Origin of the sequence: Lactobacillus sp. N54.MGS-719 (assembly GCF_000980505.1) — a bacterium.
Classification (GTDB): Bacteria; Bacillota; Bacilli; order Lactobacillales; family Lactobacillaceae; genus Lactobacillus; species Lactobacillus amylovorus.
Window position 1 is genome coordinate 1 of record NZ_LARO01000029.1, and the last position, 20306, is coordinate 20306.

Here is a 20306-nt window from a genome sequence, read left to right on the forward strand (position 1 = left end):
GTTCAAACCAATCATACGAGAAAGGAACTCCTTTTTCTAATGTTTAAAGAAATAAATTTAAGGAATCATTCATCCTTACACAAACTATTTTACAGTCTCTCACTTTGTCTATTATACAAAATAAAAGTAAGGAGTTGATATTATGACTATGGAAAAAGAAAAGATAAGTCAAGTAAACTTTAAAATGCCAGAGAAAGATAAGAAAGAAGTAACTGCTATATTTAAATATTATGGTTTGGACTTAAGCACAGGAATTAAAATGTATTTGAAAGAAGTTCAGCATACAAAGAGTATTCCTTTAACTTTAAAGCCAGTGACGGAATTAGATAGAGCTATAGCAGAGGCAGATCGTGGTGACTTTGCAGGCGAGTTTGATTCACTTGAAGATTTTAATAAGGCTTTTGATAAGGAAATAAAGAATGAAAATTAAATACACTCCATCATTTATTCGATCTGCTAAAAGATACAGTAAGAAAAATTATCCAATGGATGAAGTGAAGAAATGTGTTGCAGCAATTGTCAAGAATGATAAAAAGTTTCTTGTAAAGCATGAAGATCATTCTTTATCAAAAAATGTTAGAGAATTACATATAGACAGGCAATATAACGATGATTGGTTAATGTATTACCGATTTAATAAAAAACAAAGCAACTTGAACTTATTTTACATAATAATTAATATTGTAATTCCTATTTGATAAACAAATATCTTAAAATCATCAAAATCCATAAGTGAGCAGGGTAGATGATATAGAAGAAATATTTGGTATTTACCACGTTGACCATTATAAAGCCAAATAAATGGCAATACAGAGATCATCATCCATTCGCTATCAAAAGTTAATGCAGAGTATAAACCTGTTTTGGTTTGAATTCCTGTCATCACGGCTTTAATGAATAAGAGCAAACACCAAACGAAGATGCCGATTGATTGAGCCGTAGGCTTGTGATAGCCAAAGTAGAAGATGAGGTTAGAAAGCAGGCTGAGGAGTTGCTTGAGCGAGTGGGGATGCAAGATTATGAAAATTCCTATCCAAGAGAATTATCCGGTGGTCAAAAGCAAATAGTTGCGATCGTTAGAGCGATGGCCATGAATCCTGAGATTTTGCTTTTGGATGAAATCACTGCATCCCTCGACTCCGAAATGGTTCGCGGCGTGCAAGAAATCGTCGAGCATTTATCAAACCGAGACCATATGACCATGATCGTCATTACTCACCAAATTAATTTTGCTGAGAACATTGCGGATGAAGTGCTCTTCCTTGAAGATGGCAGAATTCTTGAAGATACACCAGGAAAAGATTTCTTCAAGAATCCACAAACAGCCCGTGCGCGTGAGTTCTTAGATAGTATGGACTTCTAATGGAGGACGCAAATGAAAGATAAGAATATTTTTAATTGGATCATTAGCGTTCTAGCCATCATTTTAGTCGTCGTTTCTGCTTATTTTGGCTTTACGCAAAAAGGACTAAATAGTGGTACTTCAGCTAGTCGCTGGAGTAGTCAAAATGGTGTTTCTGAAATCAAACGTCGTGGTTATATCAGAGTGGCCGTTTAGAATGCACCAATTAAGTCGGCTAGTCAGTTGAAGAATAAAAAGTTGATCGTCACTAAGGGTACGACTGCAGAAAATTACTTCATAAAGCAAGGCAATGTCAACTTGTTAAAATTTGACTCAAAGACGCAGCAATTCAACGCGCCTAAAAATGGTCGCGGGGCAGCGTTGGCCGATGATAACTCATACCTTTATATTTGGGTAAAGCAAAATCCTAAGTACACCGTTGGTATTAAGAGTATTGGACCTAAGCAATACATCTCGCCAGCTGTTAAGAAGGGGAACCGCTCACTACTTCGCTGGGCTAATCGAGAAATTACCAAGTTAAATAAGGAAAGCTTCTTTGTCGAAGATTACAACAAGGAATTAAGACAATACTTTGGTAAGGATATCAAGCCAACAGATATTATTTTGAAGCAGGGTAAGTAAACTAAAAGGGAATACACCAATTAATTTGGTATATTCCTTTATGTATGGTGTGCTAATCTAATCATAAGAAGATTTTGAAAGGAAGATTTATGACTACGATTTATTTAATGCGCCATGGCCAGACTTACTTTAACTTATGGCATAAGATCCAGGGTTGGGTTGATTCGCCTTTGACTGAAGAAGGGATTAACCAAGCAAAAGAAATGGGCCGCTATTTTAAAGAAAACAACATTCATTTTGATAAAGCTTATGCATCAACTGCTGAAAGAGCATCTGATACTTTGGAACTTGCTACAGATCATCAACTGCCTTATAAACGTTTAAAGGGATTGAAGGAAGAATACTTCGGTTCATTTGAAGCAGAAGATGAGCGTTTGAATCCACCTGTTCCTTATGGTGACTTCTTCGTGAAGTATGGTGGAGAAAGTACAGATCAGGTTCAAAAGAGAATGCTTGATACGATGACGAAGATTGGTAGAGAAAACAAAGAAAATGAAAACGTCCTAGTGGTTTCTCATGCAGGTGCAATCTTTAACTTTCTTGTCGCCGTTGGTATCGATATTGAAAAGGTCTTTAAAATTGGTTTTACCAATGCATCAGTTGCTAAGATTGAGTTTAAAGATGATCAATTTAAACTGATTTCAATTATCAATAAAAAGGCCGATCAGTTTGAAGAAACTCAAATTTAATTAATAAAGAGATAAAAGGGATAGAAATATGTTATTGAGTATCTTTAGTGACGGAAATTGGCTTTTCCCACTTTTAGTTCTTTTAGCTTTATTAGGAACTGGAGAATATATAGCTAAAAAGAAAAATATGCCGAAGATCGACAAAATCATCAATATTACTGGCTATGTAGTAATGATCGGTTTGCTGATTATCTATTGGATCTTGCATTTTATTACACCCAAAGATGTATCACTATATAATGTTTTGTTAGTAACGATACTTACATTTTATATTGTCAGTGATAAAGTATTAGAACATTTCAAAGATCGATTAAAGTCGAAATATGGAAAATTAAAAGTTACAATTTCAACTATTTATATCTTGCTTATTGTTGCACTAATTTTTGTCGGTTCCCGCTTTTTTTAGCCGGATCACATTTTTCTATGGTAGGCTGGATTATCACTGTAATCATCGCGTTTATTTTTGGAGTAGTGGCCTTCATAGGTGAAAGCCACAATAATTAAGAAAAAGAGTCAGTACAAAAATACTGACTCTTTTCTGTTATATAAAATTTATTTATCTTCTGTAGTTTCTTTGCTCATTCTCTTAAGTTGCTTTTGCGCAGACACTTGTCTGCATTTTTCTTTAACGCCAACTGCTTGCTTAATCTTAGGACATTTTCTGAGAATACTCATTCGATAACCCAGAGTAGTAGCTACAGTCAATACCCAAACAAACCATTCAGTATGCCAAAACATAAAGACGGCAGTAGACGCATCCTTAAGCAAATCGATTACTAGATCGGATGAGACAGATTCGGTGTTCACATGTTTGCCAAAATAAATTTGGATTCCGATATTAATCACAAAAATGAAAATCCAACCGACTAAGTATGGCCAATTTCTCTTAAATTTGATTATCGGTCTACCATATTTATCAGTTTCACCATTGTCTTGAATACTTACACCGCGTGCTTGCAGCCAACCGATGAATACACCAAGGATTAAAAGCAAAACAGTTAGTAAAATTTTTTTATCCTTATCAATGGATAAAAGCATCATGATCAAAGAATAGACTGGCAGAATCACCATTTCTTTGCGCGTGATCTTTTCGTATTCGAAAGTACCCTTAATAAATGGACGCAGTAACAAAATAAGTAAAATTATTAGCCACATTTTTTCCTCCACGTGTATAATGAACTAAAAATATTATAGTAAAAAGATATCGAAATGAGGGATAGATTTTGAGAATCAACGTTTTACAACATACACCTAATGAAGGTCCAGGTTCAATTGAAAAATGGGCTAATGAACACAACGCCGAATTTTACGTATATCATCCAGCTACTTTTGGCAAGTTGCCAACTGCAGATGAAACCGACATGTTGGTAATCTTGGGCGGACCAATGAGTCCTAACGACGACTTCCCATGGATCAAGCAAGAAAGAGAATTAATCAAGGAATTAGCCAAAGAACACAAGCCAATGTTCGGTGCTTGCTTTGGTGCACAACAAATTTCCATGGCCTTTGGCGGTGAAGTTTCAGATGCTAAATATAAGGAAGTAGGTTGGGCTCCTGTATATTTGAAGAATCATGAAATTCCAGACATCCCTGACAAGTTGACTGCTTTGCACTGGCACCAACAAATGTTTGCAATTCCAGAAGGTGGCAAGTTGTTGTTCTCAAGTGACTTGCTTGAAAACCAAGGCTTTTTATTAGGCGACAACATCGTCGGTTTGCAATTCCACTTTGAACCAATGGAAGACAACTTACGTGAAATTGCCATTAATGATAGTTCATACCCAGATGATAACAACGCTTTGAAGCAAAACGCTAGTGAGATCATTGCACATGGTGTGCCAGCAGAAAACAAGGATGTAATGTTTACAATTTTGGATTACATTACTAGATAGTACTTGAAGGAGATATTTTCTATGACTAAAATTGCAATTATTGCGAACAATAGGGAAAAACGCAGAACGTATTTAAGAAATTGCGAGAAGCAATTGAAGCTTCGAGTGTTCTCCAAATTGATGATGAAAATCCTGATATAGTTATTGCCATCGGTGGCGATGAAACCTTGATGTCAGCTTTTCATAAGTATTTTGATCAGATCGATCATATTGGTTTTGTTGGTATTCATACTGGTCACCTAGGTTTTTTTATACTTGGCATGAATTAACAATTGAGGAAATCATCGAAACTTTGAGCCAAGATAAGATTCCGATGATCGCAGATCCTCTCGTTCAAGCTACTGTAACGCTTGAAAATGGAGAAGAGACTGTCTTAACAGGTTTAAATGATGTTACTTTTAGTAAGTAATATCATGTGCTTTTAAAAAAGACAACTACCTGTTTAATTCATGAATGAGGCCAATAAAAAACGCGCCAGAACTAATTTCTGGCGCACTTTTATTATTTTAAGTTGGCGCTGATACAAAACTCTGACTTTCATACCAGCGTTGAAGATGCCAACTACCGCACTGCAAAGAGCAACAATAAATAAACTTGGGTTAAGCAAACTGATTGCATAACCAATCAATAAACTACTTACTATCCAACCAATCAAGTTCATTTTATTAATTGAATTGTACTGGGGCTTGTTGGAGGTAATGGCAATAGTGATACCGATATAGAAGAGAAGAATCCCGCCATACAAACAAGAAATCGCAAACAATGAATTAGCTTCTTTTTCACTAATAAACTTCAATGAGACAGTGATCAGGCTCAGGCCAAACAAAATAAATTAGTGAAGATAGATTGATAAATTACCAGTTTGTCCGGTCTTCTTTTCTTCAATTAAGTGATCGAACTCTGCGATGTAAGCAAAGAATAAGCTAGCAACAGTAAAGAAGACAAAAATTGAGTTAATTGAGGAATTGCTTGGCTTAAAGTAATCAGCAATACCAATGATCGTCTCACCAAACGTAATAATGATCAGCAAAGTCAATCTTTCAAGTAAGTGAGAGAAGATAATCGGATGCTTCTTAGTATATTACCTGTAAAGCTTGGTAAGATCCAGCTGATGATGATCTCAAAAAGGCAACTAATCTGGCCCAATCAGTATTTGAAAGACCACCAATCAATAAAGTCAAAGTTCTAAATAACAAAATTCCACTGAAAACTTTGGCGATATCTTTATCGGCTTGATAATCTGCTTTGAAATAAACAATCAAATACTGTAAAAGTAGGGTGAGTGATAAAAGACTAGCAGCCATAAAGAATGTAGTCATATTTTCGGAACTGGTATTGCCAAATGAATTTGTCATGTAGAGTAAAATCATCATATCAACAAAGTAAAAGGCAATATCCGTCCAGCTTGATGAGCCAAATCTATTGGTAAAAACGGATTGAACCATCCAAGAGTTAATGAACACGATGACAACTACTGCAAAAATCAAAAATGAAATTGGTGAAACTGTCCCATGACTCAAATGGTGAATTAGACTTGTTGCTTGCGAAATCATGTAAGCAAACACCAAGTCATAGAACAGTTCAATCATCGTGACACGTTTGGTCAATTGGGGCATATCTATCATTTCCTTTCCTATTTTTTATAATAATTATAATTGACCATCTGAGCAGACAGAAGCATTTATTCATTAAAATAATAATTGCTAAAGCCTATGATTTTATTAGTTTTAAATAATTGTTACCAAGTAGTAGAATGACAAGTGTTAATACAAAATTGAGTTATAGAAAGGTACAAAAAATGTGTACATCAATTTGTTATAGTCCAAGTGATCACTATTTTGGTAGAAATCTTGATTATGAAATTGCTTATGGTCAAAAGGTAGTTATCGTACCAAGAAACTATGAATTTGAATACAGAGAATTGCCAACGCAAAAGTCTCACTACGCTTTTATCGGTGTTTCCGTGGTTAATGATGATTATCCACTTTTATGTGATGCTATTAATGAAAAGGGGTTGGGTATTGCTGGTTTAAACTTCCAAGGTCCTAATCACTACTTCCCAAAGATGGAAGGTAAGAAGAATATTACTTCTTTTGAATTAACGCCATATTTGTTAAGCAACTGCGAAACTACCGATGATGTTAAGGAAATCTTAGCTGATGCAAGTATTTTAAACGTTAGCTTTTCAGATAATTTACCTGTAGCTGACTTGCACTGGATTTTAAGTGATAAATCTGGCAAGAGCATCGTAGTTGAATCCACTAAGTCAGGTTTGCACGTTTACGACAATCCAGTTCATGTTTTAACTAACAATCCTGAATTTCCAGATCAATTGATCAAGTTGAGTGACTATGCCGATGTTACTCCACATAATCCTAAGAACACTTTAGTTCCTAATGTCGATCTCAACTTGTACAGTAGAGGTCTTGGTACTCACCATTTGCCTGGTGGTATGGATTCAAGTTCTCGTTTTGTTAAAGTCGCTTTCGTTTTGTCACATGCTCCTAAGGGGAAGGATGAAGCAGAAAACGTAACTAACTACTTCCACATTTTGCATTCTGTTGAACAACCTAAAGGCTTGGATGAAGTAGAAGACAATCGCTATGAATACACTATGTATTCTGATTGTATGAACTTGGATAAAGGCATTTTGTACTTCACTACTTATGACAATAACCGGATCAATGCAGTAGATATGCATAAGGCAGATTTGGATTCAAAGGACTTGATTTGCTACGACTTGTTCAAGAAACAAGATATTGAATATATGAATTAGATTGAAAAGAGAGAATTCGAAAATGAATTCTCTTTTTTTATTCTGCTTTTGTTTGATATCTAACAAAAGCAGATCTATTATATGTTAGACACCTAACACAAATGAAGGGAGTAGTAAATGGAACCGATAAAGAAATTAGTTAAACAGGCAATAACACAAATTGAACGAGAACGTGATCACTTTGCCACTAGTTTAAACATTACTGGCACGCAAATGTCCGTTATTGATTATTTATCAAATATGCCTAATTACACGGCTAGTCAAAATGAAATAGAGCAAGAATTCGATATTCGTCGCTCCACAACGACCATCATGGTCCAAAGAATGGAGAAGAGAGGGTTAATTGAGCGAATTGCTAGTCCAGATGATAAAAGACAAAAATTAGTTAAATTAACACAGAAAGCTCAAGCTTTAGTTCAAAAAATTCATGAGTATATGAAGCAAGATGATTTGAAACTAAGAGCTAACTTTACTGATGAAGAATTAGAAATTACTAGAAAGGTGTTGAACGTAATTAAAAATGGTTAAATCAAGTGATAAAATTCCTGCAAAAGTTTTTGCGGCGATAGTTGCAACAGGATTAATGTCATTCTGTGGGGTTATCGTTGAAACTTCGATGAATATTGCTTTTCCAACATTGATGAGAGAATTCGGTGTTTCAACCAACGTCGTATCATGGATGACATCAATTTATCTATTGGCAATTTCAATTATTGTGCCAATCTCTGCGATTTTAAAAAGTAGTTATAAAACGAAAAATTTGTTTTTAACAGCTAACGTTTTATTTCTGCTAGGACTTATCGTTGATGCAATTGCGCCATCATTTGTTTTCTTACTCTTAGGTAGAGTAATTCAAGGAATTGCAACAGGGATTGCCTTACCACTAATGTTCAACATCATTTTGGAACAAGTTCCTAAGTCAAAGATTGGGACAATGATGGGCGTAGGCAACTTGATCACGGGCGCTGCTCCTGCACTAGGACCAACTTTTGGTGGGATCGTCATCAACAGCTGCTGCAATCCTTTTGGTTAAAAGAACTAAGAAGCTGGAGCATCCCTTACTCAAACTAGACTTACTCAAAAATAAATACTTTGCCGCAACAGTACTTGGCTTCTTCTTGATCCAAATGATCTCACTCGGTAATGCCTTCTTATTACCAAACTACATTCAATTAACCAACAACAGTACTGCAATGACTGCCGGACTATTAGTTTTGCCAGCAGGTGCAGTCGGTGCAATCATGGGACCAATTGGTGGTAACTTACTTGACAAGCACGGTGCAAGAAACGTAACTTTAGCAGGCTTTTACCTGATGATCTCTGAGTTAGCCATTTTTGCCATTTTCTCTAGAAACATGTCCAACATTTTCATCATGTTAGTCTACATCTTATACATGGGTGGAATGGGCATGATCCTTGGCAATGTTATGACTTATGCTCTTAGCCGTATTGATAAAAAGTGGGTTACCCAAGGTAATGCTATTTTGAGTACTGTTCAACAATTCGCTGGTGCCGTTGGTACTTCAGTTACTTCCGCAATCGTTGCCGTGAGCCAAAATGCGTTTCATTCAAAGGCTGGTATGCCAACTGCCATTGGTACACAGCACGCCTTTATCTTTTTACTGATTGTAGCAATTATTATCTGGGCTTTATTCTTTAAATATGTTAAAGATAAGCATTAATACTTTTTCAGTGTAGTAAAATATAGCTAAATTGTTTTGAAATGGAGATAGAAATGAGAACAAAATTTAAAGTTGCTATAGCTGCTGCACTGTTGGCATTGCCTGTTGCTACTATAGTTCATCCAGTTGATGCGGCAACTAAGGTCACTGTCGTAAAACTGAAGAAGTCAGATTTTCAACCATATAGGGATCCTGCTGATATGCGTAAAATGACAGGAACTTACTGGAAAAAATCTAGTGAAACTAAGAAACCATATCCCAATTTGCGCAAAGTAAAGAACTTGAATTTGCGCGTGTCTATCCTGGGCAATCGTACTTATGTCAGAAGCGGTAAGAAAGTTCTTTATACCATGTATAGTTCTGCTGGTAGAATTGTGAACGGTAAAAGTTTAACGCCAAGAGGAACTTACCACACTAATGCATATCATCCACATCGTTTCTCAGAAGCATTATATCCAGTAGGTTGGATTGGTCAATTGTACTTGTTCCACTCAGTGCCAACGCATGAATGGTCAAACGAGTTTGTAGCAAGCGAAACTCATAAGTTGGGGAGAATGCCCGCAAGTCACGGGTGTATTCGTTTGTCGGTGAGGGATGCAAAGTGGCTTCATGATCATGTGCCATATCATACTAAGGTAGAAGTTCATTACAAGTAAGGATAAACAAAATGTGGGTAGTTTTACTTATAAATACACTAGTAGCAGCTTTTTTAGCTTTCTTCAGTTTTAGAAATAGGCATGAAGCATTTAATTTATTCAACGCTGGCATAGTTTTCATCGTCTTTGGTCTGGTTTTATTAATTAGTGCAATTCCAGTTTTTAAAGATTTCGATACATCATCAGTGTTGATGTTTACTGCAGGTCTTTTGCTTATTGTAGGAATTATTATGCTTATTGTTAGTTGGGTAACCAAATCAGAAAGAGCAGTCAGGATAAAAGACATTGCTGTTACTCTAGCAGTCGCAGCAGTTTGTTCGATTTATCTTATTCGAAACTTGAGTATGATAAACGTGATCGTGCCTGAGCTGGCAATGTTCTTGGCGATAGCCTTGTTTGCGGTTGGTTTGAATAAAAATTAACCTGAATATAAAAATAAACCCGTCTCAATATGCTGAGACGGGTTTTGATTATTTCAATCGTTTACTATCCATTCGCTTAACCACATAAAGGACAGGTAAACCAATGACTACAATGCTAACAAATAACAATACACCAGCAGGATCGTTGAACAATTCACTGATTAGTACAAAAAGACCACCAGCGATTGCAACAATTGGTACTAAAGGATAAAGAGGCGTACTAAATGGTCGCTTGTTGTTTTTCTTCCTTAGAATGAAAATACCGAAGAAGGTCATCAAGTAGAAGCAATAGATAGTGAATACACATAAATCTGAAAGGTGATCCGGATCAAAGAAGAGCATCATAATTGTGGCAAGAATGATGATGAAGACCGTGGCGATGATTGGTGATTTTCCTTTTGGAGTTACGTATGAAAGAAGACGTGAAAATGGTAAGTCGCCACGACGTGCCATCGCGTAAACAATTCTAGGGAAAGTAATGATCTTTCCGTTCAAAGTCCCCATCATCGAAATGATGATTCCAATTGAAAGAAGTTTACCACCGATTTCACCAAAGGCCTTAGTTGCAAGATATGAAGTGGTGTTTTCACCGAGACTATGAATCATATTAGCAGGAATAAATCTAAAGATACCAATAGTGATCAAAGTATAAATTACTAATACAGAACTAATACCTAAAATGATTGCCTTAGGAAGTAATTTTTGCGGATTTTTCATTTCGCCACCTAAGTTAGCGATCAGAATCCAACCATCATAACCAAATAAGGTTGCTAAAACTGCAACACCAAAACCGCCAGTTGAACGGTTAACTTCGCTGACTGTTTGGCCCAATGCATCTTGATGACCCCAGAACAAACCAAAGATGATAATCGCCGCAATAGGAATCATTTTGCCGATTGTCGTGATTACCGAAAAGGCTGCAGCAACGTTGTTTTCTAAAAAGTTCATCAAGCCAATGGCGATAATCGTAATCAATGCAACGGGGATGCGCCATTTTGCGTCAATACCAAACAAGTTGGTGATCATGATACTCATAAAACCAGCCACGGAAGCAATGATCGCCGGACCGTAGACAATAACTTGCATCCAACCGGCCAAGAAACCGCAAATTCGGCCATACAGATTCTCGACATAGACATAAAGTCCACCAGTATATGGCATTTGTGCACCGATTTCAGCAATCGTTAATCCAGCGGTTAAGGTGATGACACCACCGAAAATCCAAGCGGCAATCGCCATGGTGGATGACCCGGCACTGTCTAGAATAGAAGCTTGTTTGAAGAAAATTCCGGAACCGATGATAGTCCCAATCACAATTGAAATTGCTGAACCAAAGCCTAATGACCGCCTGAGCTCGTTATTTTCTTTTTCCATAAAAGATACCCTCCTTAAAACAAAAACCGAATCCAGTTTATTCAATAGTTCATTAAATAAAGTGAATTCGGTTTAATCTTTTTTATTTTGTTTAAAGCATACCAAAATCACTCAAGCTGATCAGAGTAACTTGAGGAGGAAGTTGATTCAAAAAAGTTAGTATAAATGCTATACATAAGAATTCCTCGCTTAAACAAAATATTTATTTAAATTTATTATTTTAACTAGAATATCATCTTTGAAATGATTATACAAGAAATAAATAAAAAATAACTTGGTAAATTCGGTTACCAAGTTATTTCTGGTTTTAACCTGAATTACGTAAGCCTGAAGCCACACCATTAATAGTGATAGGTATGATGCTGTGGTAAACACCTTGAATTTCATCTTCACGACCACGTTTGATCATTTCAATTTGAATGTAGTTCAAGATGTTGAAGTAAGGCATTCTATAATCCAAGCTTTGCTTCAATACAGGAGCTTCAGCTAAGAGTTCATCATGATTCTCAATTTGTAAGATGACTTTCTTAGTTAATTTCCATTCTTTGTAAATAATATCAAAGACTTTCTTGGTTTCTTCATCATCACAAAGGTTAGCGTATTCTCTAGCAATATCCATGTTTGACTTAGACAATACCATATCAACATTTGCAAGCAATGAGTTGAAGAATGGCCAGCCTTTGTACATTTCTTGTAATTCCTTCAAGTTAGCTGGATCAGCATCGATGAAGTGCTTGAAGGCAGAACCTACACCATACCAGCCAGGAAACATAATTCTACTTTGTGACCAAGAGAATACCCAAGGAATAGCTCTCAAACCAGAGAAGTCAGTCAATTTCTTTCTTGAAGCTGGACGAGAACCAATATTTAAGTTAGAGATTTCCTTGATAGGAGTAGCCTGGAAGAAGTAATCAAGAAAGGCCGGATTCTCAAAGACAAGCTCGCGATAAATCTTGTTGCTTTCATCGACAATCTGATCCATTGATGAACGGAAGTCCTGAATATGATCTTCACTAACGATTTGTTTTGAAACCATTCGATCAATTGCGGCAGAAGCAAGCATTTCCAAGTTGTAGTAGGCAGTGTCTTTATTGCCGTACTTGTTTTGAATGATTTCACCTTGTTCAGTCATACGGATACGATCGTTAATTGACTTGAATGGTTGAGCAGTAATAGCATCGTAAGAAGGACCACCACCACGACCAACGGTACCGCCACGACCATGCATGTAGGTAATCTTGACACCCATCTTTTCACCGATGGCGGTTAAATCTCTTTGTGCCTTATAAAGGTTCCAGCATGAGGCGAGGTAACCACCATCTTTGTTGGAATCAGAGTAGCCGAGCATGATTTCTTGATAGTTATTTTGGGATGCAAGCCACTTCTTAACGATAGGGAAGTTCAAATATTCAGTTATAATTTCACGTGCATTAAGCAAGTCTTCAACCGTTTCAAATAGTGGGACTACTTGAACACGAGCTTTTTCATTATCTAAAAGGTCATATTCCTTCAACATAACTGCTTGTTCAAGCATGTCAGATACACTTTCAGTGTGAGAAATGATGTGTTGCTTAATAACATCTTCACCCAAGCGATCCTTTAATTGACGTGCAGTCTTGTAGATCTTTAATTCTTTTTGCAACAATTCAGACTTAGGCTTGTTGTTAGCATGTAAATTACGTGGATCATTTTCAAGTTCATTAAGCAAAAGCTTGATCTTTTCATCTTCACTTAAATCGCTGTAATCGTCGCAAATACCAGCACTCTTAAGTAGTTCTGCTACACAAGCTTCATTAACACTCGAATCTTGACGCATATCGATAGTGGCTAAGTGGAAGCCGAAGACATCAATTGCCTCTAAAATTTCAGTAAAGAAACTATGAGTTACAGCTTGATCATGATCTTCATCAAGTGAAGCCTTGATAGTTTCAAGATCAGCCTTAAATTCTTGAGGATCGTTGTAAACAGGAATATTTTCAAGGTTTTCAAGATCGCGTGGCTTGATGAAAATATTCTTATCAACGACGCCTAAAAGTTGCTTTTCTGTGTGAACCAAACGACTTTCAATGTAGTAGAAGGCGCGACGATAAGGTTCATTGGTTCTGAATGGTGAATCATCATTTGAAAGTTCAGAAAGCTTTTCAACTGCAGCAGAAGGGTGCATGTAAGAAGTTGAAAGTGAAATAGCTCTGTATAACTTCTTCAATTCTTTCATGTAGTATTCAAAGATTACTTGGCTTTGCAAGGTAGCACTTAATTCCAAAGTATCAGCAGTTACGTATGGATTACCATCACGGTCACCACCGATCCACATACCCATAGTGATAGGAGTTGCATGATCCAAAGTTAAATCGTGTTCCTTAGCAAGTTCTTTGTAGCGAGCTGTGAACTTAGTAATGGCAGGAATCAAAGCTTTAGGATAGTAGGCTAAAACGTTGGTAATTTCGTTAGATACCTTTAACTTGTGGCCACGAATGATATCTGTTTGCATCAAGATTTCGATACAAGCACGAAGTTGTTCAGTCCATTCTTTTTGATTAATAGTACCGTTTTTACCATCACGGTAGCTACGTAAAAGATGATGAATTTTATCAGTCAATTCAAGAACAGTTTTTCTTTGAATTTGAGTAGGATGGGCTGTTAAAACAGGAACAACATTAACGTTTTCAAGGATTCGCTTAGCATCGTCTTTTTTAGCAACAAGATCAATTGTATCGCTTAATTTTCCTAAGTAATCTTGATCAGTATTGTTGAAGACGTTAACCTTGCTGGCTAATTCTACGTCTTCTGAGATGTTGATCAATAATGGCAATGTAGCGAAGTAACGAGCAACAACAATCATTTCACGATTGTTTAAACTAGAAATTTTCTCTTCTAGTTGCCTTTGATCTTTACTAGCTGAGATGTTGATTAAATCTTGAATCTTAGCGAATTTTTCATCACCAATTAGTTGGCGGGTGGATTCGTTAAGTAAGTTGGTCAAGATTTTTACTTCTTCAGCGACAACAGCTTGATCGCCGCTGTTTTCTAATTTTGTAAAAGTCATAGGATCTTCCTTTCGTAATTTGTTTAAATCCACGATACCAAAAGTTAATAGAAAAATAAATGAAAAGGTAGTGCTATTTATACTAATTTATAAAAGAAATTCTATAATTAATTATGTTGAAAATAAAAACGAGAGGAAGAGATTATGGCGTTACCAACAAAAATTGAAGTACGTGGTGCAAAAGTCCACAACTTAAAGAATATAGATGTCGATATTCCTTTGCACAAATTCGTCGCTATTTCAGGTTTATCCGGTTCAGGTAAATCTAGCTTAGCAATGGGTATTCTTTATGAAGAGGGTTCCCGTCGCTACCTCGATGCTTTATCTACTTATATGCGTCGTCGAATTAAACAGGGCACACAAGCAGACGTAACAAGTGTAAAACATATTCCATCAGCTTTAGCCCTGCGTCAACGTCCAAGTGTTCCAAATGAACGAGCCACTGTCGGAACTACAACTGAAACTTTCAATGTTCTTCGTTTAATTTTTTCAAGATTAGGTTCACCAGTTTGTCCTAATGGCCACAGGGTTACTTCAAGTTTAGAAATCGCAGAAGCAGCAGCGAAATTTGGTGCCGAAATGGGTATGATTACTTGTCCAACCTGTGGTGTTAAGTTTCGCATGTTCAGTGCCGAGGATTTTGCCTTTAATTCAGATGGTGCCTGCAAAAACTGCGGTGGTATTGGTAAAGTTCGCCAACTTGATGAAAATAAATTAATCGCCGATGAGAATCTTTCTATTGAGGACGGAGCAGTAGCTTCATGGAATCTGCCAGGTAGAAACTTCATGCCAAATGTGGCACAACACGCTGGCGTCAGAATTGATATTCCCTTTAAAGATCTAACCGATAAGGAAAAAGATTTCGTCTTAAATGGTCCAGAGAAGAAATACAAGATGGACTTAATATCCAGTAATGGTCGTGTTTTCCATAATTTTAATGTCCTTTATGAAAATGCTACTCAAGCAGTTTTACGATCTGCTAAAAGTAGTAAGAGCGAACGTGCACAGAAACGGATCGCTGAATTCTTTACTTATTCAACTTGTCCAGTTTGTCATGGTACACGCCTTCGTCCTGAGCTTTTAAAACAACTGGTTAATGGCAAAAACATTTATCAAGTAGAGCAAATGCAGCTAGGTGATTTACCTAAATGGAGTAAAGAAGTATTAGCTCAATTGCCAGACGATATGCAGAAGATGGCCAGTTCTTTGATCAATGAATTTACAAATAATTTGCAACCATTGCTAGATCTAGATCTTGATTATTTGACTATGGCCAGAGCAGGTAATACTTTGTCAACGGGTGAATTGCAAAGAATTCAATTAGCTAGAACTCTCAGAACTGAAACTACTGGTGTACTTTATGTTTTAGATGAGCCATCAATTGGTTTACACCCAGCCAACGTTGATGGTTTGATTAAAGTTTTGCGTAAATTAGTCGATCAAGGAAACTCATTAGTCGTAGTGGACCACAATGTCGACATTATTAGTGCTGCTGATGAAATTATCGAAATTGGTCCAGGATCTGGTGAGCAAGGTGGGGAAATTTGGGATCAAGGCAGTCCTGTCGAGATTAAAAATGATCCGCAATCATTAATTGCACCATATTTGAATGGTAAAGCTAAATTAATGGCTAGAAAAACAAGCGAGAAAGTTAATACTGAAAAAATTACTTTTGAAGTAAATCACTACTTTAACTTGCATGACATTAAAGCTGGCATCCCTCTTAATCAAATCACTGCAGTCACCGGTTTTTCTGGTGCCGGTAAAACTAGTCTAATCCTCGATTCACTTGTTCCAGCAATTCAAAACCAAAGTAAAGACGAAAAATTACCCAAGCAGATTAAAAAATTTAATTCACCAGTCCATAACGTGGTCAGCGTTGATGCGTCGCCAATCGGAAAAAGTACGCGTTCAACCGTCGCTACTTATATATCGATCATGGACAATTTGCGTAAACTCTTTGCCCGTCAACCAATGGCAAAAGAAAAGCATTACACGCCTAGTTACTTCTCTTACAACAATAAAGAAGGAGCTTGCCCAACTTGTGGCGGTACTGGAATTGTTACCCTAGACATTCAATTTTTGCCTGACATGCAACAGACTTGTCCAACCTGTCATGGTGAACGGTACAATTCTAAGATTCAACAAGTTAAATGGCATAATCTGTCAATCGTCGATGTTTTAAACTTAGACATTAATGAGGCCTTACCTGTCTTTAAACGCGTGCCAAAGATCGAACGTGAATTGGAATTGCTTAAAGAAGTTGGCCTTGACTACTTACACTTAGGTGAAAGTACGCCAACTTTATCCGGTGGAGAAGCTCAGAGATTAAAGCTTGTAACTCACTTAAGTCATAAGCAAGACGACACTTTATTTGTTTTTGATGAACCAACTATTGGGCTTCACCCACTGGATGTAAAAGTTTTAGTTCAAGTAATGCAAAAGTTGCTCGATCAAGGTGCGACGATTATTACGATTACTCACGATTTGAATCTAATTGTTAATGCAGATTACATGTTAGATCTTGGCCCACGTGGTGGTGAAAATGGTGGTCGGGTAGTCGCCGAAGGTAAGCCAGCTGATTTAATTAAGAAGCCAGAAAGCTTAACAGTTAAGTATTTAGCAGACTATTGGAAACAATTTAAATAAAAATATTAAAAAAGTGTTGACTTTCATGACAATCTAATTAAAATAATGATTAACAATTTAATCAATCTGAAAGCAAAAGAAAGAAGAGTAATTTAATTCTTGATTAACAGCGAGTCTCGTCAGGTGCAAGGAGATAAATCTAAGATTAAATGAAAATCCCTTTCTAGTTCTGTTTCTTAATCAATAGTAAGAAGCAGTGGGAGCGCCCATTATAGTGCCAACGTATCGCCATATTTTTTATGGTCGCACGTGAAAGGTATTGTTAGAAATAGCAATATGAATAAAGGGTGGTACCACGCTAGAGCGTCCCTCAGTCAAAGATATTTTGGCTGGGGGACTTTTTTTGTGATCAGACTTATTTTTTCAGGAGGAGAAGACATGAAAGATCTCGAATCTCAAAAGTTGACCTGGAAGCAATATTTAGTCGTTGCTTCTCTATTATTTGGATTATTCTTTGGGGCAGGAAACCTAATTTTCCCACTTCATTTGGGCCAATTGGCTGGTTCCAACTGGGGTACAGCCACTGTTGGTTTTCTGATCACCGGTGTATTGTTGCCATTGCTTTCTGTATTGGCAGTCGCAATCACTCGTTCAGAAGGTGTCTATGATATTGGTAAACCGCTTGGTGCAGGATTTGCCATAGTCTTTATGGTATTGATCCATGCAACAATCGGACCATTGTTTGGTACACCAAGAACTGCAACTGTTTCATTTACAGTAGGTGTAGCACCATTCATCCCCAAGAATATGCAGACTCCAGCTTTATTAATATTCTCTGCCTTATTCTTTGTTGCCGCATTTGCCTTTTCATATCATGAAAACAACATCTTATCTAACGTTGGTAAAGTTTTAAACCCTTTATTCTTGGCCTTGCTTTTCTTAGTATTCGTTGTTGCATTTGTAAACCCATTAGGTAATCCACAAACTGCAGCTGTAACAGGAGCTTACAAGCACTCAGCTTTAGTTAATGGATTCTTAGAAGGTTACAACACAATGGATGCCTTGGCTGGTTTGGCCTTCGGTGTAACTGTAGTAACGGCTGTACGTGGAATGGGACAAAAAGACGCAAAAAGCGTATCAAAAGTTGTTGCTAAATCAGGGGTGGTAGCTGTAGCTGCCATCGGCTTAATCTACTTATTGCTCATCTTGATGGGTGCAATGTCACTTGGTAAGTTTAATGTTTCTGACAACGGTGGTGTTGCTTTTAACCAAATCGTTAACTACTATGGTGGTATGTTTGGTCAAGCGTTGCTTGCATTCTTGTTAACTGTTACTTGCTTGACTACAGCTGTAGGTTTGGTTGCCGCATTTGCTCAAGATTTCCATAAGCATTTTCCAAAGGTAAGCTACCATGCATGGCTTGCACTTAGCTGCTTGGCATCATTCTTAACTGCTAACTTTGGTTTGGATCAAATCATCGCTTGGTCAACCCCAATGCTTATGTTCCTATATCCTTTATCAATGGTATTGATCATCCTTTCAGTTTGCTCACCATTATTTAAGAAAGATGGCGTTGTTTACTTCTTTGTAATCTTGTTCACTGTTGTTCCTGCATTAGGTGATATGGTAGTGGCTTTTCCAAGCGTAGTTAGCCAAAGCAGTTTTGGTTTAGCAGTAGCTTCAGTAAGAAATACCATGCCGCTTGCTAGCATGGGTCTGTCATGGTTAGTGCCAGCTTTAGTTGGTGCCGTGATCGGCTTGACTGTTCACTTTGTAAGAGGACAAAAGGTTGCTCAAGTTGAAGATGAATTAGAATAAGTAATAAATCCTTTTCTCTATGGGTAGTTGAGAAAAGGATTTTTTATTTTTGTCTTAAAATAGATGTGAAAGTTCAGGTGACAAAAATTGCAAAACAGATCGGATCATCACAGTAATGTTTTCATCAGTAAAAAGATGTCCCATTGTTTACGACATAATCCAGGCAAATATGGTTTAAAGTTAGACGAATACGGCTTTGTCGATCTACAAGACTTCCTAGATGTAATGAATAGAATGCACCATTTTCAGCCGAAATTAACGGAAATGAAAATTCGTGAAATCATGCATAACAGTGATAAAGAACGTTTCGAGATTAAAAACGGAAAAATTTGTGCTTTATATGGTCATTCAGTTCCCGGCATTATTAAACGCAAAAAAGCAATTCCACCTAAAGTTCTTTATCATGGAACAGCTCATCGTTTTTTAAAAAGCATTGAAAAAGAAGGTTTATTGCCCATGGGACGCCAATATGTTCATCTTTCGACAGATATTCCGATGGCAGAATCGGTCGGAAAAAGGAGAGACAATAATCCTGCAATCTTAATGGTTGATGCAGAAAAAGCAGCTAAAGATGGAATCGATTTTTATATTGGCAATGATGAAGTATGGTTATGCGATCATATGCCAAGCAAATACTTACACCTACTATAACTTTTGACTATAGTAACTAAACGAAATAAGTATTTTACATCGTTATCGAACCTTTATAGAATAAATTTAATTATTAAGAAGGGGACGATAATATAAAAAATAAAGAACCATTATCAGTATTGGTTCAATCTTTGCTGTATTAATTGCGGCATTTATCGGATATTTTGGTTTTAAAGAAAATCAACATGTACAGGCTGCTACCAGAAGCACGCCAACATTCTTCTTCCACGGTTACGGCAGCAGCTACCGTGCAGAACAAAATATGACTGCTGCGATCAGACGAGCAGGTGTGACAAACACAATTGTTCGAATAAACGTTTCTAGAACTGGCAAGGCAACACTGATTGGGAGAATTCCTAGAGGCACAAGAAATCCATTAGTCGAAGTTAACTTTGCAGACAATAGATTATCCGGTACGTCTGGATCATATGTCAACGCCTACTACACAACTGGTGCTCGCTACGTAAGAAATGCGATTAATGCAGTTACTAAAAGATACGGTTACAGAACCATCAATGCGGTATCGCACTCAATGGGGAACTTGGAATACTACACTCAACCTGGTGGTAACCACGATGCTCCAACAATGAGCAGAATCATTAACCACTATGGTAAAGAATTGTTTAAGTAAATAATTTAATTAAAATCACTCAGCTAAGAAACTGAGTGATTTTTTGTCGTTAAAAGATAAGCATTTATATTGAGCTTACTTATAATAAGTGATAAT

The 20306-nt window shown here is 36.9% G+C and carries 21 protein-coding genes, 3 pseudogenes and 1 other annotated feature; of the genes and pseudogenes, 17 read left to right on the forward strand and 7 right to left on the reverse strand.

The window, feature by feature from the left end; translation table 11 throughout:
• Positions 1-142 precede the first annotated feature (142 nt).
• Together WS44_RS06235 and WS44_RS06240 are read left to right on the forward strand one after the other, a co-directional pair.
• Positions 143-430 carry a type II toxin-antitoxin system RelB/DinJ family antitoxin gene (locus WS44_RS06235; protein WP_046433701.1) on the forward strand — a complete coding sequence of 96 codons (288 nt, stop codon included), beginning with the start codon at positions 143-145 and terminating at the stop codon, positions 428-430.
• A complete protein-coding gene (locus WS44_RS06240) occupies positions 420-698 on the forward strand; it encodes a type II toxin-antitoxin system mRNA interferase toxin, RelE/StbE family (protein WP_046433703.1) in 279 nt (92 codons plus the stop codon). Before WS44_RS06235 ends, WS44_RS06240 begins: the two co-directional genes overlap by 11 nt.
• Here WS44_RS06240 and WS44_RS10030 read toward each other — a convergent pair.
• Positions 665-883, reverse strand: a complete 219-nt coding sequence (locus tag WS44_RS10030; protein WP_288145711.1) for a hypothetical protein — start codon at positions 881-883, stop codon at positions 665-667. The two genes, WS44_RS06240 and WS44_RS10030, sit on opposite strands and share 34 nt — an antisense overlap.
• A 78-nt stretch (positions 884-961) precedes the next feature.
• Here WS44_RS10030 and WS44_RS06245 point away from each other — a divergent pair.
• The 4 genes and pseudogenes from WS44_RS06245 to WS44_RS06260 all read left to right on the forward strand — a co-directional run.
• Positions 962-1363, forward strand: a pseudogene (locus WS44_RS06245) (ATP-binding cassette domain-containing protein); the annotation flags it as partial.
• A 12-nt stretch (positions 1364-1375) separates the two neighbouring features.
• A pseudogene (locus tag WS44_RS06250) lies at positions 1376-1984 on the forward strand (transporter substrate-binding domain-containing protein).
• Between the two features lie 89 nt (positions 1985-2073).
• Positions 2074-2673, forward strand: coding sequence for a histidine phosphatase family protein (locus WS44_RS06255; protein WP_014565864.1), 600 nt, complete (start codon positions 2074-2076; stop codon positions 2671-2673).
• A 28-nt stretch (positions 2674-2701) separates the two neighbouring features.
• On the forward strand, positions 2702-3079 hold the full coding sequence (locus tag WS44_RS06260) for a hypothetical protein (RefSeq protein ID WP_046433705.1): 378 nt from the start codon (positions 2702-2704) through the stop codon (positions 3077-3079).
• 146 nt (positions 3080-3225) lie between these two features.
• Here WS44_RS06260 and WS44_RS06265 read toward each other — a convergent pair whose 3' ends face one another.
• Entirely contained in the window at positions 3226-3828 is a 603-nt protein-coding gene (locus tag WS44_RS06265) for a hypothetical protein (protein WP_046433707.1), read from the reverse strand.
• Positions 3829-3896: 68 nt separating this feature from the next.
• Here WS44_RS06265 and WS44_RS06270 point away from each other — a divergent pair, with 68 nt between their 5' ends.
• Complete coding sequence (locus tag WS44_RS06270; protein ID WP_046433709.1) at positions 3897-4565, forward strand: type 1 glutamine amidotransferase; 669 nt, start codon at positions 3897-3899, stop codon at positions 4563-4565.
• A gap of 80 nt (positions 4566-4645) precedes the next feature.
• Positions 4646-4834: an inorganic polyphosphate kinase gene (locus tag WS44_RS06275; protein ID WP_046433711.1), complete on the forward strand. Its 189-nt coding sequence runs from the start codon at positions 4646-4648 to the stop codon at positions 4832-4834.
• Positions 4835-5007: 173 nt separating this feature from the next.
• On the opposite strand, the gene WS44_RS10035 is transcribed toward WS44_RS06275, so the two are convergent.
• Genes WS44_RS10035 through WS44_RS10045 form a run of 3 tightly spaced genes read right to left on the reverse strand, consistent with a single transcriptional unit; the run spans position 5008 to position 6190 of the window.
• Positions 5008-5361 (reverse strand): hypothetical protein, encoded by a 354-nt coding sequence (locus WS44_RS10035; protein WP_288145707.1) that lies wholly within the window; start codon positions 5359-5361, stop codon positions 5008-5010.
• 36 nt (positions 5362-5397) lie between these two features.
• The gene (locus WS44_RS10040; RefSeq protein WP_288145708.1) at positions 5398-5595 is read right to left on the reverse strand and encodes a hypothetical protein; all 198 of its coding nucleotides are present in this window, start codon (positions 5593-5595) and stop codon (positions 5398-5400) included.
• 43 nt (positions 5596-5638) lie between these two features.
• Positions 5639-6190 (reverse strand): low temperature requirement protein A, encoded by a 552-nt coding sequence (locus WS44_RS10045; protein WP_288145709.1) that lies wholly within the window; start codon positions 6188-6190, stop codon positions 5639-5641.
• Between the two features lie 173 nt (positions 6191-6363).
• Here WS44_RS10045 and bsh point away from each other — a divergent pair, with 173 nt between their 5' ends.
• From bsh to WS44_RS06310, 5 genes and pseudogenes are all read left to right on the forward strand, one after another.
• A complete protein-coding gene (gene bsh / locus WS44_RS06290) occupies positions 6364-7341 on the forward strand; it encodes a choloylglycine hydrolase (RefSeq protein WP_013641959.1) in 978 nt (325 codons plus the stop codon).
• A gap of 117 nt (positions 7342-7458) precedes the next feature.
• On the forward strand, positions 7459-7869 hold the full coding sequence (locus WS44_RS06295) for a MarR family transcriptional regulator (protein WP_013437975.1): 411 nt from the start codon (positions 7459-7461) through the stop codon (positions 7867-7869).
• Positions 7862-9023 (forward strand): annotated as a pseudogene (locus WS44_RS06300) (MFS transporter). Before WS44_RS06295 ends, WS44_RS06300 begins: the two are co-directional and overlap by 8 nt.
• A gap of 53 nt (positions 9024-9076) precedes the next feature.
• A complete protein-coding gene (locus tag WS44_RS06305; protein WP_046433712.1) occupies positions 9077-9679 on the forward strand; it encodes a L,D-transpeptidase in 603 nt (200 codons plus the stop codon).
• An 11-nt stretch (positions 9680-9690) separates the two neighbouring features.
• On the forward strand, positions 9691-10101 hold the full coding sequence (locus tag WS44_RS06310) for a hypothetical protein (protein WP_013437978.1): 411 nt from the start codon (positions 9691-9693) through the stop codon (positions 10099-10101).
• 48 nt (positions 10102-10149) lie between these two features.
• Here WS44_RS06310 and WS44_RS06315 read toward each other — a convergent pair whose 3' ends face one another.
• Together WS44_RS06315 and ppc are read right to left on the reverse strand one after the other, a co-directional pair.
• Complete coding sequence (locus tag WS44_RS06315) at positions 10150-11475, reverse strand: amino acid permease (protein WP_014565871.1); 1326 nt, start codon at positions 11473-11475, stop codon at positions 10150-10152.
• A 307-nt stretch (positions 11476-11782) separates the two neighbouring features.
• Entirely contained in the window at positions 11783-14521 is a 2739-nt protein-coding gene (gene ppc / locus WS44_RS06320) for a phosphoenolpyruvate carboxylase (protein ID WP_013641964.1), read from the reverse strand.
• 144 nt (positions 14522-14665) lie between these two features.
• On the opposite strand from ppc, the gene WS44_RS06325 reads away from it, so the two are divergent.
• The 4 genes from WS44_RS06325 to WS44_RS06340 all read left to right on the forward strand — a co-directional run bounded on the left by WS44_RS06325 (position 14666) and on the right by WS44_RS06340 (position 20210).
• Positions 14666-17170: an excinuclease ABC subunit UvrA gene (locus WS44_RS06325; RefSeq protein WP_046433714.1), complete on the forward strand. Its 2505-nt coding sequence runs from the start codon at positions 14666-14668 to the stop codon at positions 17168-17170.
• Between the two features lie 66 nt (positions 17171-17236).
• Positions 17237-17484: a binding site (T-box leader), on the forward strand.
• 64 nt (positions 17485-17548) lie between these two features.
• Entirely contained in the window at positions 17549-18928 is a 1380-nt protein-coding gene (brnQ, locus tag WS44_RS06330; protein WP_013641966.1) for a branched-chain amino acid transport system II carrier protein, read from the forward strand.
• 87 nt (positions 18929-19015) lie between these two features.
• Positions 19016-19579 (forward strand): RNA 2'-phosphotransferase, encoded by a 564-nt coding sequence (locus tag WS44_RS06335; RefSeq protein ID WP_288145710.1) that lies wholly within the window; start codon positions 19016-19018, stop codon positions 19577-19579.
• A gap of 154 nt (positions 19580-19733) precedes the next feature.
• A complete protein-coding gene (locus WS44_RS06340; RefSeq protein WP_231575973.1) occupies positions 19734-20210 on the forward strand; it encodes an alpha/beta hydrolase in 477 nt (158 codons plus the stop codon).
• Positions 20211-20306: the final 96 nt, after the last annotated feature.

Excerpts from the sequence above, each read along its gene's own strand:
- WS44_RS06235 (WP_046433701.1), top strand. The coding sequence starts at position 143 with ATGACTATGGAAAAAGAAAAGATAAGTCAAGTAAACTTTAAAATGCCA.
- WS44_RS06240 (WP_046433703.1), top strand. The coding sequence starts at position 420 with ATGAAAATTAAATACACTCCATCATTTATTCGATCTGCTAAAAGATAC.
- WS44_RS10030 (WP_288145711.1), bottom strand. The coding sequence starts at position 883 with ATGACAGGAATTCAAACCAAAACAGGTTTATACTCTGCATTAACTTTT.
- WS44_RS06255 (WP_014565864.1), top strand. The coding sequence starts at position 2,074 with ATGACTACGATTTATTTAATGCGCCATGGCCAGACTTACTTTAACTTA.
- WS44_RS06260 (WP_046433705.1), top strand. The coding sequence starts at position 2,702 with ATGTTATTGAGTATCTTTAGTGACGGAAATTGGCTTTTCCCACTTTTA.
- WS44_RS06265 (WP_046433707.1), bottom strand. The coding sequence starts at position 3,828 with ATGTGGCTAATAATTTTACTTATTTTGTTACTGCGTCCATTTATTAAG.
- WS44_RS10045 (WP_288145709.1), bottom strand. The coding sequence starts at position 6,190 with ATGATAGATATGCCCCAATTGACCAAACGTGTCACGATGATTGAACTG.
- bsh (WP_013641959.1), top strand. The coding sequence starts at position 6,364 with ATGTGTACATCAATTTGTTATAGTCCAAGTGATCACTATTTTGGTAGA.
- WS44_RS06295 (WP_013437975.1), top strand. The coding sequence starts at position 7,459 with ATGGAACCGATAAAGAAATTAGTTAAACAGGCAATAACACAAATTGAA.
- WS44_RS06305 (WP_046433712.1), top strand. The coding sequence starts at position 9,077 with ATGAGAACAAAATTTAAAGTTGCTATAGCTGCTGCACTGTTGGCATTG.
- WS44_RS06310 (WP_013437978.1), top strand. The coding sequence starts at position 9,691 with ATGTGGGTAGTTTTACTTATAAATACACTAGTAGCAGCTTTTTTAGCT.
- WS44_RS06315 (WP_014565871.1), bottom strand. The coding sequence starts at position 11,475 with ATGGAAAAAGAAAATAACGAGCTCAGGCGGTCATTAGGCTTTGGTTCA.
- ppc (WP_013641964.1), bottom strand. The coding sequence starts at position 14,521 with ATGACTTTTACAAAATTAGAAAACAGCGGCGATCAAGCTGTTGTCGCT.
- WS44_RS06325 (WP_046433714.1), top strand. The coding sequence starts at position 14,666 with ATGGCGTTACCAACAAAAATTGAAGTACGTGGTGCAAAAGTCCACAAC.
- brnQ (WP_013641966.1), top strand. The coding sequence starts at position 17,549 with ATGAAAGATCTCGAATCTCAAAAGTTGACCTGGAAGCAATATTTAGTC.